Source organism: Dactylosporangium sp. CA-139066 (assembly GCF_050936175.1).
Classification (GTDB): domain Bacteria; phylum Actinomycetota; class Actinomycetes; order Mycobacteriales; family Micromonosporaceae; genus Dactylosporangium.
Map to the genome: position 1 here is coordinate 601,228 of NZ_JBNJNH010000001.1, position 19,798 is coordinate 621,025.

General features: G+C 71.9%; 18 protein-coding genes, 1 tRNA gene and 1 other RNA gene. 10 read left to right on the forward strand and 10 right to left on the reverse strand.

What is annotated here, in order from left to right:
• Positions 1-37 precede the first annotated feature (37 nt).
• Positions 38-112 (reverse strand) — tRNA-Val (locus tag ACQEVU_RS02850).
• 121 nt (positions 113-233) lie between these two features.
• Complete coding sequence (locus ACQEVU_RS02855; protein WP_433320069.1) at positions 234-692, reverse strand: peroxiredoxin; 459 nt, start codon at positions 690-692, stop codon at positions 234-236.
• Positions 693-738: 46 nt separating this feature from the next.
• Between ACQEVU_RS02855 and ACQEVU_RS02860 the strand changes: the two genes are divergently transcribed.
• Positions 739-3,261: an Hsp70 family protein gene (locus ACQEVU_RS02860; RefSeq protein ID WP_433320072.1), complete on the forward strand. Its 2,523-nt coding sequence runs from the start codon at positions 739-741 to the stop codon at positions 3,259-3,261.
• Between the two features lie 67 nt (positions 3,262-3,328).
• Here ACQEVU_RS02860 and ACQEVU_RS02865 read toward each other — a convergent pair whose 3' ends face one another.
• The 5 genes from ACQEVU_RS02865 to ACQEVU_RS02885 form a co-directional block, all read right to left on the reverse strand.
• A complete protein-coding gene (locus tag ACQEVU_RS02865; RefSeq protein ID WP_190257925.1) occupies positions 3,329-3,760 on the reverse strand; it encodes a DUF3052 domain-containing protein in 432 nt (143 codons plus the stop codon).
• Positions 3,761-3,889: 129 nt separating this feature from the next.
• Positions 3,890-6,451 carry a thiamine pyrophosphate-dependent enzyme gene (locus tag ACQEVU_RS02870; protein WP_433320076.1) on the reverse strand — a complete coding sequence of 854 codons (2,562 nt, stop codon included), beginning with the start codon at positions 6,449-6,451 and terminating at the stop codon, positions 3,890-3,892.
• 43 nt (positions 6,452-6,494) lie between these two features.
• Positions 6,495-6,938: an NUDIX hydrolase gene (locus tag ACQEVU_RS02875; protein WP_433320079.1), complete on the reverse strand. Its 444-nt coding sequence runs from the start codon at positions 6,936-6,938 to the stop codon at positions 6,495-6,497.
• 47 nt (positions 6,939-6,985) lie between these two features.
• Positions 6,986-7,390: a secondary thiamine-phosphate synthase enzyme YjbQ gene (locus tag ACQEVU_RS02880; RefSeq protein ID WP_433320082.1), complete on the reverse strand. Its 405-nt coding sequence runs from the start codon at positions 7,388-7,390 to the stop codon at positions 6,986-6,988.
• Positions 7,391-7,408: 18 nt separating this feature from the next.
• Positions 7,409-7,777, reverse strand: a complete 369-nt coding sequence (locus tag ACQEVU_RS02885; protein WP_433320085.1) for a hypothetical protein — start codon at positions 7,775-7,777, stop codon at positions 7,409-7,411.
• Between the two features lie 295 nt (positions 7,778-8,072).
• Here ACQEVU_RS02885 and aceE point away from each other — a divergent pair, with 295 nt between their 5' ends.
• A complete protein-coding gene (aceE, locus tag ACQEVU_RS02890; protein ID WP_433320088.1) occupies positions 8,073-10,817 on the forward strand; it encodes a pyruvate dehydrogenase (acetyl-transferring), homodimeric type in 2,745 nt (914 codons plus the stop codon).
• A gap of 644 nt (positions 10,818-11,461) precedes the next feature.
• Here aceE and ACQEVU_RS02895 read toward each other — a convergent pair.
• Positions 11,462-12,088, reverse strand: a complete 627-nt coding sequence (locus ACQEVU_RS02895; protein WP_433320091.1) for a bifunctional DNA primase/polymerase — start codon at positions 12,086-12,088, stop codon at positions 11,462-11,464.
• 193 nt (positions 12,089-12,281) lie between these two features.
• On the opposite strand from ACQEVU_RS02895, the gene ACQEVU_RS02900 reads away from it, so the two are divergent.
• The 5 genes from ACQEVU_RS02900 to ACQEVU_RS02920 are packed head-to-tail and all read left to right on the forward strand — an operon-like array spanning position 12,282 to position 17,056.
• Positions 12,282-13,514: a helix-turn-helix domain-containing protein gene (locus tag ACQEVU_RS02900; RefSeq protein ID WP_433320094.1), complete on the forward strand. Its 1,233-nt coding sequence runs from the start codon at positions 12,282-12,284 to the stop codon at positions 13,512-13,514.
• A 20-nt stretch (positions 13,515-13,534) separates the two neighbouring features.
• A complete protein-coding gene (locus ACQEVU_RS02905) occupies positions 13,535-14,110 on the forward strand; it encodes a flavoprotein (RefSeq protein ID WP_433320097.1) in 576 nt (191 codons plus the stop codon).
• Between the two features lie 9 nt (positions 14,111-14,119).
• Positions 14,120-14,920, forward strand: coding sequence for a Nif3-like dinuclear metal center hexameric protein (locus ACQEVU_RS02910; protein ID WP_433320100.1), 801 nt, complete (start codon positions 14,120-14,122; stop codon positions 14,918-14,920).
• The gene (locus ACQEVU_RS02915) at positions 14,917-15,657 is read left to right on the forward strand and encodes a zinc ribbon domain-containing protein (RefSeq protein WP_433320103.1); all 741 of its coding nucleotides are present in this window, start codon (positions 14,917-14,919) and stop codon (positions 15,655-15,657) included. Before ACQEVU_RS02910 ends, ACQEVU_RS02915 begins: the two co-directional genes overlap by 4 nt.
• Positions 15,658-15,661: 4 nt before the next feature.
• Positions 15,662-17,056, forward strand: a complete 1,395-nt coding sequence (locus ACQEVU_RS02920; RefSeq protein ID WP_433320106.1) for a bifunctional RNase H/acid phosphatase — start codon at positions 15,662-15,664, stop codon at positions 17,054-17,056.
• On the opposite strand, the gene ACQEVU_RS02925 is transcribed toward ACQEVU_RS02920, so the two are convergent.
• A complete protein-coding gene (locus tag ACQEVU_RS02925; protein WP_433320109.1) occupies positions 17,053-17,835 on the reverse strand; it encodes a sulfite exporter TauE/SafE family protein in 783 nt (260 codons plus the stop codon). The two genes, ACQEVU_RS02920 and ACQEVU_RS02925, sit on opposite strands and share 4 nt — an antisense overlap.
• 29 nt (positions 17,836-17,864) lie before the next feature.
• Here ACQEVU_RS02925 and rnpB point away from each other — a divergent pair.
• From rnpB to ACQEVU_RS02940, 3 genes are all read left to right on the forward strand, one after another.
• Positions 17,865-18,254: RNase P RNA component class A (gene rnpB / locus ACQEVU_RS02930), an RNA gene on the forward strand.
• Positions 18,255-18,327: 73 nt separating this feature from the next.
• Complete coding sequence (locus ACQEVU_RS02935) at positions 18,328-18,552, forward strand: hypothetical protein (protein WP_433320112.1); 225 nt, start codon at positions 18,328-18,330, stop codon at positions 18,550-18,552.
• Positions 18,553-18,663: 111 nt separating this feature from the next.
• A complete protein-coding gene (locus tag ACQEVU_RS02940; protein WP_433320115.1) occupies positions 18,664-19,317 on the forward strand; it encodes a fascin domain-containing protein in 654 nt (217 codons plus the stop codon).
• On the opposite strand, the gene ACQEVU_RS02945 is transcribed toward ACQEVU_RS02940, so the two are convergent.
• Positions 19,314-19,739 (reverse strand): pyridoxamine 5'-phosphate oxidase family protein, encoded by a 426-nt coding sequence (locus tag ACQEVU_RS02945; RefSeq protein ID WP_433320118.1) that lies wholly within the window; start codon positions 19,737-19,739, stop codon positions 19,314-19,316. The two genes, ACQEVU_RS02940 and ACQEVU_RS02945, sit on opposite strands and share 4 nt — an antisense overlap.
• Positions 19,740-19,798: the final 59 nt, after the last annotated feature.

Consider the following 19,798-nt stretch of genomic DNA (forward strand, 5'->3'; position numbering starts at 1 on the left):
TCAGCCTCGGGTTGACGGCAAACGGCCTGTTCCTTGCTGGTGGGCACGGTTGGGTTCGAACCAACGACCCCCCGCTTGTAAGGCGGGTGCTCTTCCGCTGAGCTACGCGCCCCTGTCCCTCGACAACCGAGGAACGGGTAACCAGATGGTACCGAACCGCGTCCCAACGACCCAGTCGGGCAGGAACGCGCTGGTGAACGACCATACCGGCAGCCGGCCGCCGGTGCCCGGCATTAAAGGGACGCGATCGCACCGAGCCAGCGGGACTGGTCGCGTGGCTGGCTGGCGGGGACCTGCTCGGCGAAGCGGACGATGCCCGCCCGGTCGATGAGGAACGTGCCGCGGTTCGCATAGCCCTTGGTCTCGTTCAGGACGCCGTACGCGCGGGCGACCTCGCCGTGGGGCCAGAAGTCGGACAGGAGCGGGAACGTGTAGCCCTCGCGGTCGGCCCAGACCTTGTGGGCGTACGGGCTGTCGACGCTCACCGTCAGGACCTGGACCTCGTCGTTCTGGAAGGACGCGAGGTCGCGTTCCAGGCCGGTGAGCTCGCCCTGGCAGGTGCCGGTGAACGCGAGGGGGTAGAAGACCAGCAGCACCGCCCGGCGGCCGCGGTACGACGCGAGGGACACCTCTTGGTTGTTCTGGTTGCGCAAGAGGAAATCCGGTGCCGGATCTCCGACATCCACTGTCATACCTCGAATATGCCTGATGTCGTACCGGGGGCCTACACTCGCCCGCATGGCAGCAGGGCCTCGTCTCGGCATCGACTTCGGGACCTCCCACACCGTGGCGCTTCTCGCGTGGCCGGACGGGAGGGTCCGGCCGTTGTTGTTCGACGGATCGCCGCTGCTGCCGTCCGCCGTGTTCGCCCAGACAGACGGATCGTTGCTGGTCGGGCGGGATGCCGTGCATGCCGCGCGGGTCGACCCGGCGCGGTTCGAAGGCAGCCCGAAGCGGCGCATCGACGACGGGACCGTGCTGCTCGGCGATCGTGAGGTCACCGTTCCCGTGCTGATCGGGGCGGTGCTCACGCACGTCGCGCAGGAGGCGACCCGGGTCGCGGGCGGGCCGGTGGCGGAGCTCACGCTGACCCACCCGGCCGCGTGGGGCGTGTCCCGGCGGCTCGCGCTGGTGGAGGGGGCGAAGCTCGCCGGGTTGCCGCAGCCGGCGCTCATGCCCGAGCCGGTCGCCGCCGCGCACTATTTCGCGGGTGTACTGCAAAAGCCGCTCGCCGCCGACCAGGGCCTCCTCGTCTACGACTTCGGGGGCGGCACCTTCGACGCCAGCCTGGTCAGCCGGTCGGGGGACGGGTTCGACGTGCGGGCCGTCGACGGGATCGACGACCTCGGCGGGCTCGACCTCGACGCGCTGATCGTGGAGCACGCGCGCACGCAGATCGAGGACCCGGCCGTGTGGGCCCGGCTGGACGGGCCGCAGAGCACCGAGGACCGCCGGCACCGCCGGATGCTGTGGGACGACGCGCGCATCGCCAAGGAGATGCTGTCGCGCACCACGGTCGCGGCGCTGCACGTGCCGATCGCGGCCGCCGACGTCAGCGTCACGCGCGACCAGTTCGAGGACAAGGCCCGGTCGCTGCTCGAGCAGACCGTGCGCACCACGTCCGCGGTCATGCGCTGGGCCAACATCGACAAGGAGAAGCTCGCCGGGCTGTTCCTGGTGGGCGGCTCCAGCCGCGTGCCGCTCGTGGCCACCCTGCTGCAGCGCGAGCTGGGCATCGCGCCGACCATCATCGAGCAGCCCGAGCTCGTGGTCGCCGAGGGCAGCCTGCGCGCCTGGGTCGGCCTCAACCAGCCCCAGAACGCCGCAAGCCCGACACCGCCCGGGCCGCAGAACGCCGCAAACGGTCAGCAGCCGCAAAACTCTCCAGGGGTCGCCGCGGCGGCCGCCCAGCCCCCCGCAGCGTTCCAGCGGCCGCAGCAGCAGAACCCGGCGGCGTTCCAGCAGCAGCAAAATCCGGCCGCGTTCCAGCAGCAGAACCCCGCGGCGTTCCAGCAACAGCAGCAGCCGCAGCGAGCGCAGCCGCAGGCGCCGGTCTCCGGTGCGCCCGCCAGCGGGGTTCCGGTCAGCCCGGCCGGCTTCAACCAGGGCGCCTACCCGGTCAGCTCGCCGCCCGTGAGCTCGCCGCCCGGCGCCCAGCGCCCGGTCAGCGCCGTGCCGGTCAGCCCCGTGCCGCCGGGCAACTATCCGGCCGGCGGCCCGCCCCGCGGTACGGACGCGCAGGCCACCCAGCCGATCCGCCCCGTGCCTCCCAGCAACCCGCCGCCCCGGACGATGCCGACGGCACCCCCGCCGCAGGTGTACGTGTCGCCGGCGGCCCAGCGGACGGTGTACGCGCCCCCGCCGCGGGAGGAGGCGCCCCCGGCGCCCGCGCGGCGCCGGGGCAACGTCGCCGTGCCGCTGCTGGTGGGCATCCTGGTGCTGGCGCTCGCGCTGGCCGGTTACGTGGTGTTCTCCAACCGCGACAAGGGCGACGGCAACCAGGCCGGCGCCGGGTCGACGACCTCGCAGGACACCGCGGCGAGCGGCCAGCCGCAGGTCATCCCCACGTACGGCCGGGAGACCGAGCCCGCGTGGGTGCCCAACGGCTGGCGCGATCCGGAGCTCGGCGGGGTCGACCAGCTGTGGAAGTCGCAGGCCGAGTCCGAGGGCGGCCGCTGCGACGCCAACAAGGACCGCCTGCGGGTCAGCACCGACGCCGCCCCGGCCCTGACCGGGTGCACGCTCAAGGCGCCGCTGGACGTGCCGATGGGCGACGGCAGCATCGAGGCCAAGGTGCACGCGGCCGCCGGCTGTGCGGGCATGTGGCTGCGTACGGGGGACCGGGGCTACACGCTCGGGTACTGCGCCGACGGCTACCTGCGGATGTACCGCCTGGGCAACAAGGCGCCGGGGCCGGACTCGCTGCTCAAGGAGTGGTCGATCCGGGCCACCGGCGACCCCTACGTGGCGTTCAAGATCCAGGGCGACCAGCTCACGGCGTACGTCAACGGCATGCAGTTCGGCCCGGTCACCGACTCGGTGATCCACAACGGCAAGGTGGACCTGGGCGCGTTCGCGCTGGCCGACCAGACGGCGGACGCGAGCTTCTCGCAGGTGCGCGTGTTCATGCCGGGCGACTGGCAGCCGGGGTCGGCGCAGACCACGAAGAAGCCCAATCCGTCGACCTCGACCTCGGGCTGGTGGTCCGGCAGCCCGTCGACGACGCCCTCGAAGAAGGTCACGCCCCAGCCGACGGCCTGAGCGGGCACAGGAGGATGCGGGCCGCGCCTGAGTCAGGGGCGCGGCCGGCGAAAGGCCACGGAGCTGGCTAGCGGCGGGAGCGAGCGGCGCGCGGCGCCACCAGGCGCGCCGCGGTCCAGTCCTTGCCCGCGTTGACCGTGGAGGTCTGCTGCAACCCCGCAGTGGGAGCCGACTCGTTGATCTCGCTCGGCTCGACGTGCCCGGGACGGCCGGCCTTGGGCGTCAGCAACCACACCACGCCGTTGTCCGCCAGCGGGCCGAGCGCGTCGATGAGCGTCTCGACCAGGTCGCCGTCCTCGTCGCGCCACCAGAGCAGCACCACGTCGACGACCTCGTCGGTCTCTTCGTCAACCAGGTCCCCGCACCGGTCGATCAGGACGTCGCGGAGATCCTGGTCGACGTCGTCGTCGTACCCCATCTCCATAACGACCATGCCCGGTTCGACGCCGAACCGGTCCGCCAGGCTCTTCACCTCGGCCTGACCCGCGGTCGCGTTCACTGTCCACTGCCTCCTGTCGCAACAACCACTTGTTAAGCGCGTGTTCCAACCTCTAAGCGCGTAGTCCACACAGTACGGGCCGTCAACGCAAGTGGCGCACCGATGCGATCGAAAAACTATCGGTCAAAGCTACCGGGCGAGCAGTGATCTCGCGCCCTGGATGACCTGTTCCTCCGAGACGAGGACGTGGTTGGCGGCCGGCCCGAGCGGCACGAACGAGTCCACCGCCGCCACCCGGCGGGCGACGCCGACGTATCCGGCGTCGACCAGGGCGGCGATCACCCCCTCGCCGACGCCGCCGGAGCGGCGGGTCTCGTCGACGATGAGCACCCGGCCGGTGTCGGAGGCGTTCTTGATGATGTCACCCACCGGAAGGGGCGACAGCCAGCGCAGGTCGACCACCCGGCAGTGCACGCCCTCGGCGGTCAGGCGGGCGGCCGCGCGCAGCGAGAGCCGGACCCCGTTGCCGAACGTGATGATGGTGAGGTCGTCGTTCGGGCCGTTGCTGTACGCCCGGGCGCGCCCGATCGGCACATGGATGGCCGGCCACTCGCTGGGCGGCGCGTAGTCCGACACCCACCAGTTGTCGTTCTCGGTGTGCAGGTCCCGGGTGTGGTACAGCGCGATCGGCTCGAGGAAGACGCAGACGCTGCCGTCGACGATGGCGCTGGCCAGGCACGTGCGCAGCATCGGCGCGGCGTCCTCGGCCCGGCTCGGGGCGGCCACGACCAGGCCCGGGATGTCGCGCAGCACGGCCAGGCCGTTGTCGTTGTGGAAGTGCCCGCCGAAGCCGAGCTGGTAGGCCAGGCCGGCGACGCGCACCACCATCGGGTTGTGGAACGCCCCCTGCGAGAAGAACTGCATGGTGGCGGCCTCGCCGCGCAGCTGGTCCTCGGCGTTGTGCAGGTAGGCGAGGTACTGGATCTCGGGGACCGGCAGCATCCCGGCCAGGCCCGCGCCGAGCCCGAGGCCCAGGATGCTGGTCTCGTCGAGAAGGGTGTCGAACACGCGGGTGCCGCCGAAACGGTCCCGCAGGCCCTTGGTGACCCCGTAGACGCCGCCCTTCGCCGCGACGTCCTCGCCGAAGACGAGCATCTGGGGGTACGCCAGCATCGCGTCCGTCAGGGTGGCGTTGATCGTCTGGGCGAGGGTGAGCGGGCCGGCCCGCTCGGGTAACTTCCCGGCGAACGCCTCAGCCCGGGTCACCAGGTGGGCGTTGCCGGTGCTGCGCGGCGTGCCGGAGACGGGCCGTTCGACCGGCGCGGGCTCGGGCGCCGACACCGGCTCCGGCTCGGGCTCCGGGTCCGGCTCGACGGCGGCCGGCTCGGGCCAGTCGTCCTCGTCCTCGTCTTCGTCCACGCCGGCCGGGGCGAGCGCGGCCGGGGACGCGGCCCCGGAGGGGGCCCACAGCGGCGCTCCGGCGGTGACGGGCGGCCCGGAGGGCACGGCCGGGGTGAACTCCAGGTCGTCGTCCAGCTCGCCGTCGAGGTCCTCGGCGGGCTCGTCGACGGCCAGGTGCGCGGCGGCGTCGGCGACGGCCCGGGAGACCCGCACCGGCCGGCGCGGGGCCAGGGGCGCGGTGACCTCGGAGGCGCTGCCCAGCTTCGGCTCGGCGAGGACCTCCTCGGCGATGCGGCGCACCTCCCAGCCGATCTCGTCGTAGCGGGTCATGAGCTCGGCCGGGCTCGCCACGCCGGCCCCGGCCAGCAGCCGGGCCGTGCGCACGAGCGGGTCGCGGGCCAGCTCGGCGGCGATCTCGACCGGTGAGCGGTACGCCATCTCGGCGTCGGCCCCGGCGTGGCCCATCAGCCGGACGGTGCTCAGGTGCAGCACGGCCGGCCGCCGGTACCGCCGGACCCAGGCCGCCGCCTCCGCGGCCCGGTCGTAGGTGGCCGCCGCGTCGCAGCCGTCGGCGGCGTAGTAGCGCAGGCCGGGCCGGCTCGACAGGGCGGCGGCGACCCAGCCCTCGGGGGAGCGGACGCTGATGCCCAGGCCGTTGTCCTCGCAGACGAACAGCAGCGGCAGCTTGAGCCCGATGTGGTCGCACCAGCCGGCGGTGTTGAACGCGGCGGTGGCGGCGGCATGGTTGATCGAGGCGTCGCCGAACGTGCACACGACGAGCGCGTCCGGCGGCCAGCCGTGCCCGCCGCCGGGCGGGGTGAGCCGCTTGCCGCGGCCCAGGGCGTAGGCGACGCCGACGGCCCGGGGCAGGTGCGACGCGATCGTCGACGTGGTCGGGATCACGTGCAGGTCGGCGTGGCCGAAGACCTTGTGCCGGCCGCCGGCGATCGGCTCCTTGGCCGAGGCGACCACGCCGCGCAGCACGTCTCGGATCGGGTCGCTGCCGGCCACCTGGGCGCCGCGCATGCAGTAGAAGCCGCCGGAGCGGTAGTGCAGCAGGGCCGGGTCGGTCGGGCGCAGCGCCGCCGCGACCGCGGCGTTCCCCTCGTGGCCGGACGAGCCGATCGTGTAGAACCCGGCGTCGAATCCGCGCAGCCAGCGGGCGGCCAGGTCGAGGTGGCGGCTGGTCGACTGGGCGTCGTAGAGCGCGCGCGCCTGCTCCCCGGTCAGCGCGGTGTCCTCGCGGACGGGCTCGTCGAGGTCCCGCTTGGCCGCGGCGGCGACGAGCCCGGCGAGCTCGGCACGGAACCGCTCGTCGAGATCCTGAGGGGTGGTCACGCTCGACAGCATGGCCGAAAACGGTCATCGGATGCCACCCGAGGGCACCCGCCGGCTAGTTCCGGGCCCGCCCGGCCAGGTTTCGGTACTCCTCGGAGGCGAGGAACTTCGGCAGCAGCAGGGCCGCGGTGACGCCGAGGTCGCGCGCGAGCGCCTCCTCGGGTGTGAGGAACACCATGGCCTGGCCCTCGCCGAGCACCACCTCGTCCTGGGTGGCCTCGGTCGGCCCGTAGAAGACGTGCATCTCGACCTCGCCGTCGACGGTGGTCACCGACGGCCGGGTGCTGACGAGGTACGCCGAGATGGGCCCCGCGTCCAGCCCGGTCTCCTCGCGGACCTCGCGGCGGGCCGCCTCCTCCGGCGACTCGCCGTCCTCGATCTTGCCGCCGGGCAGCGCCCACTGGTTGGGCGACACCTTGGCGTGCTGGTCGCGGTGCTGCATGAGCAGGCGTCCCTCGGGGTCGACGAGGAACACGACGGCGACGCGGCGCTCAATCACAACTCATCCTCACGGACATCAAGCTTGTCAATCCCGGTACGACCTTGTCATCCCGATATGAAACTGAAGCGGACCTGGCGTGTGGCGTTGTCGCCGTTCGGGTCCACCAGGCACACCGACTGCCACGTGCCCAGCGCGATGCGGCCGTCGACGACGGGCAGGGTGGCGTACGGCGCGACGAAGGCCGGCATCACGTGGTCCCGCCCGTGCCCCGGCGAACCGTGCCGGTGGGTCCAGCGACCGTCGGCCGGCAGGACGTCGTCGAGGGCGCGCAGCAGGTCGTCGTCGCTGCCGGCGCCGGTCTCGATGATGGCGACGCCGGCCGTGGCGTGCGGGACGAAGACGTGCAGCAGCCCGTCGCCCTGGCCGGCGACGAACCGCGCGGCCTCGTCCGTGATGTCCCGCACGACCGGCCGCGAGCCGGTCCGGACCGTGATCACCTCGGTGCGCATCGCCACAGTCTTGCAGTTTCAGTCCGAATGGTGGTGATGCGACGACCCCGAATCGCCCCACGACGACGAACCGGAGTCGCTGGAGGACGACGAACCGGAGTCGTGGTGGTGGATCGTGTGGCCGTGGCTCTCCCAGTGGTGGTGCGAGGAGTGGCCCGAATCGTGCGGCGGCGGGGCCGCCGGGTTCTGGTCCGGGGTCCAGTTCGGGTCCAGCGGGCTGCCGCTGTACGATGTTGTTGTACCGAATTGTCCCGGATTGCGGCGAATGTTCATGGCCGGGCGGACGGCCCGGCGGAAGACCGTCACGATCGCGGTGATCACGATGGTCAGGGACAGTGTGACGATGCCGCAGGGCAGCAGCAGCCACCAGGAAGAGTTGTCGGCCACGGGCCGCACCGTAGCCCAGTTCGGCGCCTGGGATACTCGGAGAGTCACGTCTGCGTCAATAGCGAAACGCCACAGAAGTTACCCGCGGGTATCGTGTCGAGCGTCGCACTTGGCGTCCCGTAGGCGTGACGGACGGCACCGAAGCCAGGCAGGATGGACATGGGCTCAAGCAGCGCCTCAAACAGCTGTGCCAATGAACCATCGAGCCACACCCCGAGGCCACCCAGACCGGTCGTAGCGCCCGACGCGTCCCGCCGAGCAACCAGCCGGTCGCTAGTACCCAGAAGGAACGCCTGTGTCCACCGAACGCAAGCGCCCGGTGATCAGCGACGGCCTACCGAGCCAGTTGCCGGACATCGACCCTGAGGAGACCACCGAGTGGGTCGAGTCGCTGGACGGCGTCATCGACGAGCGCGGCACGAAGCGCGCCCGTTACGTGATGCTGCGGCTGCTGGAGCGCGCGCGGGAGCGACAGGTCGGCGTCCCGCCGCTCACCACGACCGACTACATCAACACCATTCCGCCGGAGCGGGAGCCGTGGTTCCCCGGCAATGAGCACATCGAGCGGCGCATCCGGGCGTACATCCGCTGGAACGCGGCCATGCTCGTGCAGCGCGCGCAGCGCCCCGACGTGGGCGTCGGCGGCCACATCTCGACGTTCGCGAGCGCCGCGAGCCTCTACGAGGTCGGCTTCAACCACTTCTTCCGGGGCAAGGACCACGCCGGCGGCGGCGACCAGGTCTTCTTCCAGGGCCACGCCTCCCCGGGCATGTACGCGCGCGCCTTCATGGAGGGCCGGCTCAGCGAGCAGCAGCTCGACGGCTTCCGTCAGGAGCTGTCGCACCGCGGCCTCGGCGGCGGCCTGCCCAGCTACCCGCACCCGCGGCTCATGCCGGGCTTCTGGGAGTTCCCGACGGTCTCGATGGGCCTCGGCGGCATCAACGCCATCTACCAGGCCCGCTTCAACCGGTACTTGCACAACCGGGGCTTCAAGGACACCAGCGACCAGCACGTATGGGCGTTCCTCGGCGACGGCGAGATGGACGAGCCCGAGTCGATCGGCGCGATCGGCGTCGCGGCCCGCGAGGAGCTCGACAACCTCACCTTCGTGATCAACTGCAACCTGCAGCGCCTCGACGGCCCGGTCCGCGGCAACGGCAAGGTCATGCAGGAGCTCGAGGCGTTCTTCCGCGGCGCCGGCTGGAACGTCATCAAGGTGGTCTGGGGCCGCGAGTGGGACCCGCTGCTGGCCGCCGACACGGACGGCGCGCTGGTCAACCTGATGAACGTCACGCCCGACGGCGACTACCAGACGTACAAGGCCGAGTCCGGCGCCTACGTCCGCGAGCACTTCTTCGGCCGCGACCCGCGCACCCGCAAGATGGTCGAGCACCTCTCCGACGACGAGATCTGGAACCTCAAGCGGGGCGGGCACGACTACCGCAAGCTCTACGCGGCGTACAAGGCGGCCACCGAGCACACCGGGCAGCCGACGGTCATCCTGGCCAAGACCATCAAGGGCTGGACGCTGGGCTCCCACTTCGAGGGCCGCAACGCCACCCACCAGATGAAGAAGCTGACCCTGCAGGACGTCAAGGACTTCCGGGACCGGCTGTACCTCGACATCCCCGACAGCGCGATCGGCGACAACCCGTACGCGGTGCCGTACTACCGCCCGGACGAGAAGTCCGAGGAGATGCAGTACATGTTCGAGCGCCGGCGCGCGCTCGGCGGCGCGGTGCCCGAGCGGCGCACCACGCACATCCCGCTGCAGCTGCCGGAGAGCTCGGTCTACGGCGACATCAAGCGCGGCTCGGGCAAGCAGAAGGTCGCCACCACGATGGCCTTCGTGCGCATGCTCAAGGACCTGATGCGCGACAAGGGCATGGGCAAGCGCTGGGTGCCGGTCATCCCCGACGAGGCCCGCACGTTCGGCATGGACTCGCTGTTCCCGACGGCGAAGATCTACTCGCCGCACGGCCAGAACTACACGCCGGTCGACCGCGAGCTGTTCCTGTCCTACCGCGAGTCGACCTCGGGCCAGATCCTGCACGAGGGCATCAACGAGGCCGGCTCGGTCGCCTCGTTCACCGCGGCCGCGACCAGCTACGCGACGCACGGGCAGCCGATCATCCCGGTGTACATCTTCTACTCGATGTTCGGCTTCCAGCGCACCGCCGACGGGATCTGGGCGGCCGCCGACCAGATGTCCCGCGGCTTCCTGCTGGGCGCCACGGCCGGCCGCACCACGCTCAACGGCGAGGGCCTGCAGCACGAGGACGGCCACTCGCTGCTCATCGCGGCGACCAACCCGGCCGTCGTGGCGTACGACCCCGCGTTCGCGTTCGAGATCGCGCACATCACCGAGAACGCGGTCAACCGCATGTACGGCGAGACCCCCGAGGATCTCATCTACTACATGACGGTCTACAACGAGCCGATCTACCAGCCGGCCGAGCCCGAGAACGTCGACGTCGAGGGCCTGCTCCGCGGCCTGTACCGCTACCTCCCGGCCCCGATCGCGGAGGGCCCGAAGGCGCAGCTGCTGGCGTCGGGCACGGGCATGCAGTGGGCCCTGAAGGCCCAGAAGCTGTTGGCCGAGGAGTGGGGCGTGGCCGCCGACGTGTGGTCGGCGACCTCGTGGACGGAGCTGCGCCGCGACGCGGTCCGCGCCGAGGAGCACAACCTGCTCCACCCGGCCGACGAGCCCGAGATCCCGTACGTGACCCGCGTCCTGCAGGACACCACGGGCCCGGTCATCGCGGTCAGCGACTTCATGCGCGCGGTGCCGGACCTGATCGCCCGCTGGGTGCCGAACGACTACACGTCGCTGGGCACGGACGGCTTCGGCCTCTCGGACACCCGCCACGCCCTGCGCCGCCACTTCCACGTCGACGCCGAGTCGATCGTGGTGGCGACGCTGCGCCAGCTGGCCCGCCGCGGCGAGGTCCCGGCGTCGGCCCCGGCGGACGCCGCGAAGAAGTACGCGATCGACGACGTGAACGCCGCCCCGGTCGGCGAGACCGGCGGCGACTCGTAGCCCGCAGCGCGACAGTCAACAACGAAGGGGGCCGCGTTTCGCGGCCCCCTTCGTCGTGCCAGCCCGCTGTGAACACGAAAAGTCGGGCGCTGGCGCGCCACGACTTTTCGGACTTTTCTCCCGACGGGCCATAAATCCGTTTCGACGAGATCAGCGACAGGCTCGGCGATCGCTGTGATCTTGGCGAATATGCCGGCGCTCGTGCGATATGCGGAGATGATCATGTCGCGGCCTGGGGCTTTTGTGTCAGAAGTGCGCCGCGGGGTCAATGGGGTGACGGTGAGCCCGGGCCAAAAGCTGGTGACCCGGCCTGGTCCCGGAGCGTGGTGGGTTGAGATGCCCTGGACCTGGTGGGCGCGGTCGAGCCGCCCGGAAATTTGTCCGGAGGGTCGCGACGGAAAGTGGGTCGCGAACGTTCCGGAGTCAAGGACCCCTACGGGCTGGCTTTATCACCCGTTTGGGTTCAGCGTGATCAATGGAGTAGATCAAATTCGAACGATGAGTAGGTACCCATGTCATCCTTGAGTACTTCGTTCAGATTGCGAGGGTCGACGTAGGGCTAGCAGCTCGCTACTTTGGGCACCGGCACGAATTCTGCACGTGAATGTTTCCGTGGGGAGCCAGTACCTGTGATCTCGACGCTATCAGGCCGCTGTGCGCCAGGCTGTGCGCCGGCCCGCCGTGACCAGTGGTCCGGCGCCGATGGCGTCCAGCATGAGGGCCTGCACAGCATACGGCTCGGCCGGCTTCCAGGCGTGCAGCTCCGGCGGGAGCTCCCAGCGCACCCGGCCGCCGAGCTGGGAGCTGGGCGGGGCCGCGACCCACGAGTCCTGGCCGTGCAGGAGGACGCCGGGATGGTTGGCGAGCTCCGGGAGTACGCCATGACCGGGCTGCACCAGGAACAGCCAGCGCTCGCCGGGGGCCACCGCGACCGGGCCCCGGGCGGCCACGAAGCCGTCGCCGAGCAGCGCGGCCCGGCCCAGGGCGGCGGGGACCTCCAGCACGTCGAAGGCGTAGCCGGTGGGGAGCAGGACCGTGTACGGGTGCTCCTGCCACAGGGCGGCCACCGCGGCCTCGCCGAAGGTGACCGGAAGGCCCGTCGGGTGGCACGCGACGGTGGGGCAGCCCGGCGTACCGCAGTCGAAGCGCCGCTGCTGCGAGTGCCGGCCCGCGTGGCGGCCGACCGGGAAGGCGCCCGGGCGCACCGGCCAGCCGTGCGCGGCGTACCGGACGGCGGCCTTGCGGAGTCGCGACCGTTCCCACGAGAGCATGACCGTCTCCTGCCAGGTGTGATCACTCGAAAGTGCGCACAGGACCACGTCGCGTTACCGCACGCCATGTGCGTCGTTTGCCTTAGCGACGGGGGCTGCAACTTGCACATTGGAACGTATGAGCAGGTGTCCGGGATGAACCGCACAAATCGTGCGATGTCGACCACCCGGGTGACCTCCGGAGGTGAGCGACGTGGATGAGTTGCCCATCGGCCGCCGGGTTGCGTACTGGCGGAACCGGCGCAAGATGTCGCAGCAGGTCTTCGCGGACCGGCTCGGCAAGTCGAAGAGCTGGGTCGACAAGGTCGAGCGCGGCGTACGCCGGCTGGACAAGTTCTCGGTGGTGTACGAGATCGCCGACGTACTGCAACTGGACGTGCAGATCCTGCTCGGTCGCGACCCCGAGCGGCGCCCGGACAGCGTCAACTGCGTCGACCAGGTCGAGGTCGAGGAGATCCGCGCGGCGCTGGAGCGCTACGACCAGATCAGCGCGTTCTTCTACGCCCCGCCCGAGCCGCCGCCGCTGCCGGAGATGCGCAAGGCTGTCACCCACGCGTGGATGAGCTACCAGCACGCGAAGTACGGCATGCTGGCCCGCACGCTGCCCCGCCTGCTGCGCGAGGCGCAGGCCGCCGACACCGCCTACAGCGACGGCCCGCAGGCGCAGGAGGCCGCGCACCTGCTCGGGCAGGTGTACCAGATCGCCTCGTCCGCCCTGCGCAAGCTCGGCGAGCACGAGCTGTCGTGGCTGGCCGCGGACCGCTCCATCGCCGTGTCCCAGCGCGCCAACGACCAGCTGCTGGCCGGCTCCGCCACCGTGCGGGTGGCCTGCGCGCTGCTGGCGCTCGGGCGCGCCCGGCCGGCCCTGGAGATCAACGTCAACATCGCCAACCGGCTCGCCCCGGGTACCAACGGCAACGACACCACCCCCGAGCGCCTCTCCGTCTACGGGCAGCTGCTGCTGCAGGGCGCCATGGCCGCCGCGCGGATCGGGGACAGCGCAACCGTGCGCGACCTGCTGGCCGGCGCCGAGGAGGCGGCCAACGGCCTGGACGGCGACGCCAACTACTACTGGTCGTGCTTCGGCCCGACGAACGTCGCGCTGCACCGGGCCGCCGCCGCCGTCGAGCTGGGCGAGGGGCGGATGGCGGTGGAGGTACACGAAAATCTGGATCTTGAAGGTTTTCACGCCCTGCTGCCGGAGCGTCGCGCGCACCACTACCTGGACCAGGCGCGCGCCCGGGCGCTCATCGGCGACATCGAGACCGCCAGCGACATGCTGCTCGAGGGCGACCGGCTGGCGCCCTCGGAGATCCGCTGCCGCCCGCTCGCGCGGGAGGTGCTCAGCGACGTCCTGCGCCGCACGCGAGGCGCCCCGCCGGCCCCGGTGGCGGAACTCGCCGAACACATGAGCGTGGGCGTTTAGCGACAAGGCACAATGCCGGCATGTCCGGACCTGTCCTGTACGCCATCGTGTGCGGCTCACCGGCCACCCAGGGCGTTGGCAAACTGGTCTCGCTCGCGCAGCAGCGGGGCTGGGACGTCTGCGTGGTCGCCACGCCGGACGCCCTCAAGTGGCTCGACATTCCCACGCTCGTCAACCAGACGGGCCACCCGGTGCGGCACCACTTCAAGTACCCCGGCGAGCCCGACATCCTGCCGACCGCCGACGCGATGATCGTGGCACCGGCAACCGTCAACACCGTCAACAAGTGGTCGGCCGGCATCGCCGACACGCTGGCCCTCGGCCTCATCGTCGAGGGGCTCGGCCTGGGCCTGCCGATCGTCGCCCTGCCGTACACCAACCGCGCCATGGCCGCCCATCCCGCCTTCGGCGAGTCGATCGAGCGGCTGCGGTCCTGGGGCGTCACCGTCCTCTACGGCGACGACGTCCTCGAGCTGCACCAGCCCGGCGTGGGCGAGACCCGCACGGAGTTCCCGTGGCACCTGCCGCTGGACGCCCTCGACCAGCACCCTTCCCTGCAGGCCCAACGCATCGCCGACGGAGGCGCGGTGGACTAACGTTACGCCGTGCGCGTCGCCGACCTCATAGAGCTGTTGCAGCAGCGGTACCCCACCGAGTGGGCCGAGGACTGGGACCGCGTCGGCTGGGTCCTCGGTGAGCCGGGCGCGGAGGTCGACACGGTGCTGCTCGCCGTCGACTGCGACCCCGCGGTCGTCGACGAGGCCGAGGCGGCCGGCGCCCAGTTCGTCTTCACCCACCACCCGCTGCTGCTGCGCGGGGTGTCGAGCGTCGCGCCGACGACGTACAAGGGCCGGATCGTGCACCGCATGATCCGGTCCGGCATCGCGCTGTACACCGCGCACACCAACGGCGACGTCGCCAACCCGGGCGTGTCCGACGCCCTGGCGGCGGCCCTCGGCCTGACCGGCGTCCGCCCACTGCGGCCCGACCCGCGCGCCCCCGAGCGCGGGCACGGCCGCATCGGGAGCCTGCCGGAGCCGATGAGCCTCGCCGCGTTCGCCGCGCACGCCGCCGCGCGCCTGCCGAAGACCGCCGTGCGGGCGGCCGGCGACCCGGCCGCCACCGTGGCCACGGTCGCGGTTTCGGGCGGCGCCGGCGACGCGTTCCTGACCGACGCGGCGCGGGCGGCCGTTGACGCATACTTGACCGCGGATCTGCGCCACCACCCGGCGCAGGAGCATCTCGCCGGCGGCGGCCCGGCCCTCGTCGACGTCTCGCACTGGGCGTCGGAGCGGCCGTGGCTGGACGACGTCGCGGCGTTCCTGCGCGCCGAGGCGGGCGTGAAGACCTTGGTGTCCGATGTGGACACCTCACCCTGGGTGCTGTTGGAGGGTAACCACTCGTGAAGGCCGATCCGGAAGCGCAGCGCCGGCTGCTCGACCTGCAGGCGATCGACATCGCGCTGACGCAGCTCGCGCACAAGCGCAAGGCCCTGCCCGAGCACGCCGAGCTCGACAAGCTGGCCCGCGAGCTGTCCGCGCTGGAGGACAACCGGGTCCGCGCGCAGGTGGCCGTCGACGACCTCGACCGCGACATCGAGCGGCTCGAGCGCGACGCCGAGCAGGTCCGGGCGCGCAAGGACAAGGACCAGGCCCGCCTCGACGCCGGCACCGGCCCGGCCCGCGAGCTCGAGGCCCTCCAGCACGAGATCGCCACGCTCAACCGGCGCCAGTCCGAGCTCGAGGACGCCGAGCTCGAGCTCATGGAGCAGCGCGAGACCGCGCAGGCCGCCCTCGACGAGGTCGTCGCGTCCCTGGAGTCGCGCCGCGCCACCCGCGCCGAGGCGGAGCGCCGCCGCGACGACGCCCTCGCCGGCATCGCCAAGGACGAGGAGTTCCGCCGGGCCGGCCGCCGCCCGCTCGCCGCCGACCTGCCCGCCGACCTCGTCGGCCTCTACGACAAGATCCGCGAGAGCAGCGGCGGCATCGGCGCCGCGATGCTGCGCCAGGGCCGCTGCGAGGGCTGCCGCATCGAGCTCGCCGGGGGCGACCGGGCCCGCGTCAAGGCGGCGGCCCCGGACGAGGTCGTGCGCTGCGAGGAGTGCCGCCGCATCCTGGTGCGCACCGCCGAGTCGGGGCTGTAGCCGCATGAAGGTGTCCGTCGAGGCCGACGGCGGGTCGCGGGGCAACCCGGGCCCCGCCGGCTACGGCGCCGTCGTCCGCGACGAGTCGGGCGCGGTCCTGGCCGAGCGCCTCGGCGCGCTGGGCGTGACGACGAACAACGTCGCGGAGTACTCGGGCCTGATCGCCGGGCTGCGGGCGGCCCGGGAGCTGGGCGCCGACGAGGTCGACGTCCGCATGGACTCGAAGCTGGTCATCGAGCAGATGGCCGGCCGCTGGCAGGTCAAGCACCCCGGCCTGCGGCCGCTGGCCGAGGAGGCTCGGGGCCTGGTGGCGGAGTTCGCGCTGGTGCGGTTCTCGTGGATCCCGCGCGAGCAGAACAAGCACGCGGACCGCCTGGCCAACGCCGCGATGGACGGCAAGACGGCCACTTCGACCACTTCGGACATTTCGCCTTCCGCGTCCGGTCCGCTCGCCGCACCGTCCTCCGCCGCAGCGCGTTCCGGCTCAGCGTCCTCTGCCGTAGCGCCTTCCGGCGCACCGTCCTCCGCCGCGGCGCCTTCCGGCGCACCGTCCTCCACCGCAGCGCCCTCCGGCGCGGCGCCTTCCGGCGCACCGTCCTCCACCGCAGCGCCCTCCGGCGCGACGTCCTCTGGTGCGGCGCCCTCTGCCGCGGCGCGTTCCGGCGCGACGTCTTCCGCTGTGTCGGCTGCCCGCGGCGCCGCCGCTGCTTCGGAGGTTTCCGAACTTTCGGACATTTCCGATTTGTCCGGAACGGGTGCTGAAAAGCGCTCCTGGTCGCCGCCGTCCACGGGTTCGCCGCTGCGGATGGTGGTCCTGCGCCACGGCGAGACCCCCTACACGGCCGAGAAGCGCTACTCCGGCCGCGGCGACATCCCGCTCTCCGACGTCGGCCGCGCGCAGGCCGCACGGGCCGCCGCCCGGGTCCGCGAGCTCGCCCCGGACCTCGCCGCCGTCGTCAGCTCGCCCCTGAAGCGCTGCCTGGAGACCGCCGCCGCGCTCGGCGACCTGCCGATCCACATCGAGGACGACCTCATCGAGTGCGACTTCGGGGAGTGGGAGGGCCTCACGTACGGCGAGGTCCGCTCCCGCTACGGCCCCGAGCAGGACCGCTGGCTCGCCTCGACCGCGGTCGCCCCGCCCGGCGGCGAGTCGTTCCAGCAGGTGGCGATGCGGGTGCGCCGGGCGGTGCGGGCCCTGCAGGAGCGGTACGAGGGCAAGCAGATCGTCGTCGTCAGCCACGTGACGCCGATCAAGCTGCTGCTGCGCGACGCCCTGGCCGCGAGCGACTCGTTCCTCTTCCGGCTGTACCTCGACCCCGCCGGCCTCTCGGTCGTGGACTCCTGGCCCGACGGGGGAGTGGCGGTGCGCTCGGTCAACGAGACGGCGCACCTGTCCTAGAAGAAGGCGCGGTACAGCAGCACCAGCCCCACCCCGGTGCCGAACACCACGATGACGGCCTTGAGCACGGCGCTCGGCAGCCTGCGGGCGAGCCGGGCGCCGGCGTACCCCCCGACGAGCGCGGCCGGCGCCACGACCGCCACATCGGCCCAGTCGACCGGCCCGAACAACCCGAACGCGAGCACGCCGACCAGCCCGCCGATCGCCGAGATGACGTTCTTGAGCGCGCTGACGCGGGCCATCGACTCGTCGAGCACGAGCCCGAGCGCCGCGACGAGCATGACGCCGAGGGCGGCGCCGAAGTACCCGCCGTAAAGCGACCCGACGAACACCATGCCGTGCAGGCTCAGCGCCTGGCGCCGCCGCGACATCGCCCGCGGATGCCCCACGATCCGGCGCAGCCGGTCCTGCAGCGCGAGTACCGCCGCGGCCCCCAGCACCAGGAACGGCACCACCATCTCGAACGCCTCCGCCGGCGTGAGCAGCAGCAGCGCGCACCCGAGCGCGGCCGCGACGACGGACGTCGGCGCCAGGCTCCACAGCAGCCGCCGCCGCTGCCCTTCATGCGCCAGCTCGCCGAGGTCCGTGCGGCTGCCGTAGACGGATGCGACGTACCCCGGAAACACCGCGGTTGTGTTCGTGACATTGGCGGCGACGGGCGGCAACCCGGTCGCGATCAGTGCCGGAAACGTGATGAGCGATCCGCCCCCCGCAATCGCGTTGACGGTCCCCGCCGTCAGCCCGGCAACGGAGAGCAATGCGATGTTGGCGAGGTTCATGGTCTGACTACCATAGTCATCGCGACGGACGAGTCGACCGGGCGGCCGCGTCGGCACCTTCGGGTGCCGCCGAGGAACGTCCGGGCTCCACAGGGCAGGGTGGTTGCTAACGGCAACCCGGGGCGACCCGCGGGACAGTGCCACAGAAAGCAGACCGCCAGCGCGAGCTGGTAAGGGTGAAACGGTGGGGTAAGAGCCCACCAGCGCCCCGGGCGACCGGGGCGGCTCGGTAAACCCCACCCGGAGCAAGGTCAAAAGGGCCGGCGCCCACAGGCCCGGCCTGCGCAGGCGTTCGAGGGCGGCCCGCCCGAGCCTGCGGGTAGACCGCTAGAGCCTGGCGGCAACGTCAGGCCGAGATGGATGGCCGCCCCCGGCCCGCAAGGCCGGGACAAAACCCGGCGTACAGGTCGACTCGTCCGTCGCCCCCTGATCACGCCGACTTGCGTCGTGAGCGAGTCCGTTCGGAGATCGGCTCTGCGTACGGTGCACAGCGTGCGGCAGCCACCAGAGGACGACGAGACCGGCGCGCAAGCCGAGGGTGCCTGGGACCCGGCGGGTGGGCAGGACCGGCCACCGTTGCCGCTGTGGAGCACTCCGCGGCTCAGCTCGATCATGAGCATCGGCGTTCCGGTGCTGCTGCTCGCCTTCCTCCTGGCCCTCGTTGGCTCCTGCGCCGTGCTGGCGATCGGGCTGTGGGTCTACAGCTGGTCCACGTGACGACCCGGCCCGGCCGCGCGCCGGACAGGTGGCGAAGCGGGGCTCAAGGCAGGTTTAAGATCCGCTTTGGCGGCTTGACCGGCCTCGATGCGTGGCCGGAGCATTTCGGCCGTGCGCAGGAGTCTCGTCGTCATGGCCGCCGCCGTGGTCGCGGCCGTCGTCATCACACCGTTCGCCGCGGCCCGGGCCGGGGAGTTCGATGTGGTACACGCCGTGGCCGGCGGCGGGCAGCCGGAGCCCGGCCACATCGACATGACGGGCGCGACGCCGGCGCCGGTGCGCGACGCGGCGCTGGCGTCCAGCCCGACCTCCGTCCCCGGGCTGTTCTACTGCCGCAAGTACCGCATCTGGAGCTACGCCGCCGGCCGCTACGTGGCCGAGGAGCAGGGCTTCGACGGCGACCAGCAGAACATGCTCCGCGCCCGGACGCCGGCCGCTCAGGTCGGCTCCTGGGAGGTGTTCGAGCTGTGCTCCGCCGACAGCGGGCACACCGTGTACCTCACCGCCCCCTCCGGCTACCTCGTCACCGCCGAGTACAACTTCACCGGCAACGCCCGCGGCATGCTGCGCGGGCGCGGGCAGTGGGTCGACGTGTGGGAGACCTTCGACGTGTGGACCGACAACGGCCGGTACTACCTGCGCAACCCGTCCAAGGGCACGTACTTCACCTGCCGCGTCGACTACACCGGCCTGTCGTACCGCATGATGAAGGCCACCGGCACCGCCGCGGGCAGCTGGGAGGCCCTGCGCTTCGACCCCGTCTAAATCACGATGTCGCGGCCCGGCAGCTCGTCCACCTCGCGCCAGGCCTGGACCCGGAGCGGGCGGACGCGGAAGTACAGGTAGTCCCGCAACGTCCGCGGATCGAACCCGGTCTTCTCGGCGAAGGCGTCGCCCTCGGCCGCCGACAGCTCGTCCGGTCTGAGCACCGTGACCGAGCCGTGGATGAGCACCACGTCGCGGGTCGGCCCGACGCCGATGCGCACCTCCGGCGCCGCGACGAGGTTGCGCGCGGTGGGCGTGCGCGCCGCCGTCGACAGCAGCAGCGTCTCGCCGTCCCACAGGAACGACAGCGGCACCAGGTACGGCGACCCGCCCGGCGCCGCCGTCGCGACCCACGCGTCGACGTCCTCGCGGAGCCGGCGCAGCGTGTCGGCCACGCGCTCGTCGTGCGGGCGGGGTGCCATGCGGTCACATCCTCGGTCGTCGGGCGCACGTCGGGCGGGCCCGGTGGACGGTCCGCCCG

Bases quoted from the DNA above. Each gene is read 5' to 3' on its own strand.
- ACQEVU_RS02880 (WP_433320082.1), bottom strand. From the start codon at position 7,390: ATGCGCACCGAGGTGATCACGGTCCGGACCGGCTCGCGGCCGGTCGTG.
- ACQEVU_RS02870 (WP_433320076.1), bottom strand. From the start codon at position 6,451: ATGCTGTCGAGCGTGACCACCCCTCAGGATCTCGACGAGCGGTTCCGT.
- ACQEVU_RS02860 (WP_433320072.1), top strand. From the start codon at position 739: ATGGCAGCAGGGCCTCGTCTCGGCATCGACTTCGGGACCTCCCACACC.
- ACQEVU_RS02855 (WP_433320069.1), bottom strand. From the start codon at position 692: ATGACAGTGGATGTCGGAGATCCGGCACCGGATTTCCTCTTGCGCAAC.
- ACQEVU_RS02945 (WP_433320118.1), bottom strand. From the start codon at position 19,739: ATGGCACCCCGCCCGCACGACGAGCGCGTGGCCGACACGCTGCGCCGG.
- ACQEVU_RS02925 (WP_433320109.1), bottom strand. From the start codon at position 17,835: ATGAACCTCGCCAACATCGCATTGCTCTCCGTTGCCGGGCTGACGGCG.
- ACQEVU_RS02905 (WP_433320097.1), top strand. From the start codon at position 13,535: ATGTCCGGACCTGTCCTGTACGCCATCGTGTGCGGCTCACCGGCCACC.
- ACQEVU_RS02920 (WP_433320106.1), top strand. From the start codon at position 15,662: ATGAAGGTGTCCGTCGAGGCCGACGGCGGGTCGCGGGGCAACCCGGGC.
- ACQEVU_RS02895 (WP_433320091.1), bottom strand. From the start codon at position 12,088: ATGCTCTCGTGGGAACGGTCGCGACTCCGCAAGGCCGCCGTCCGGTAC.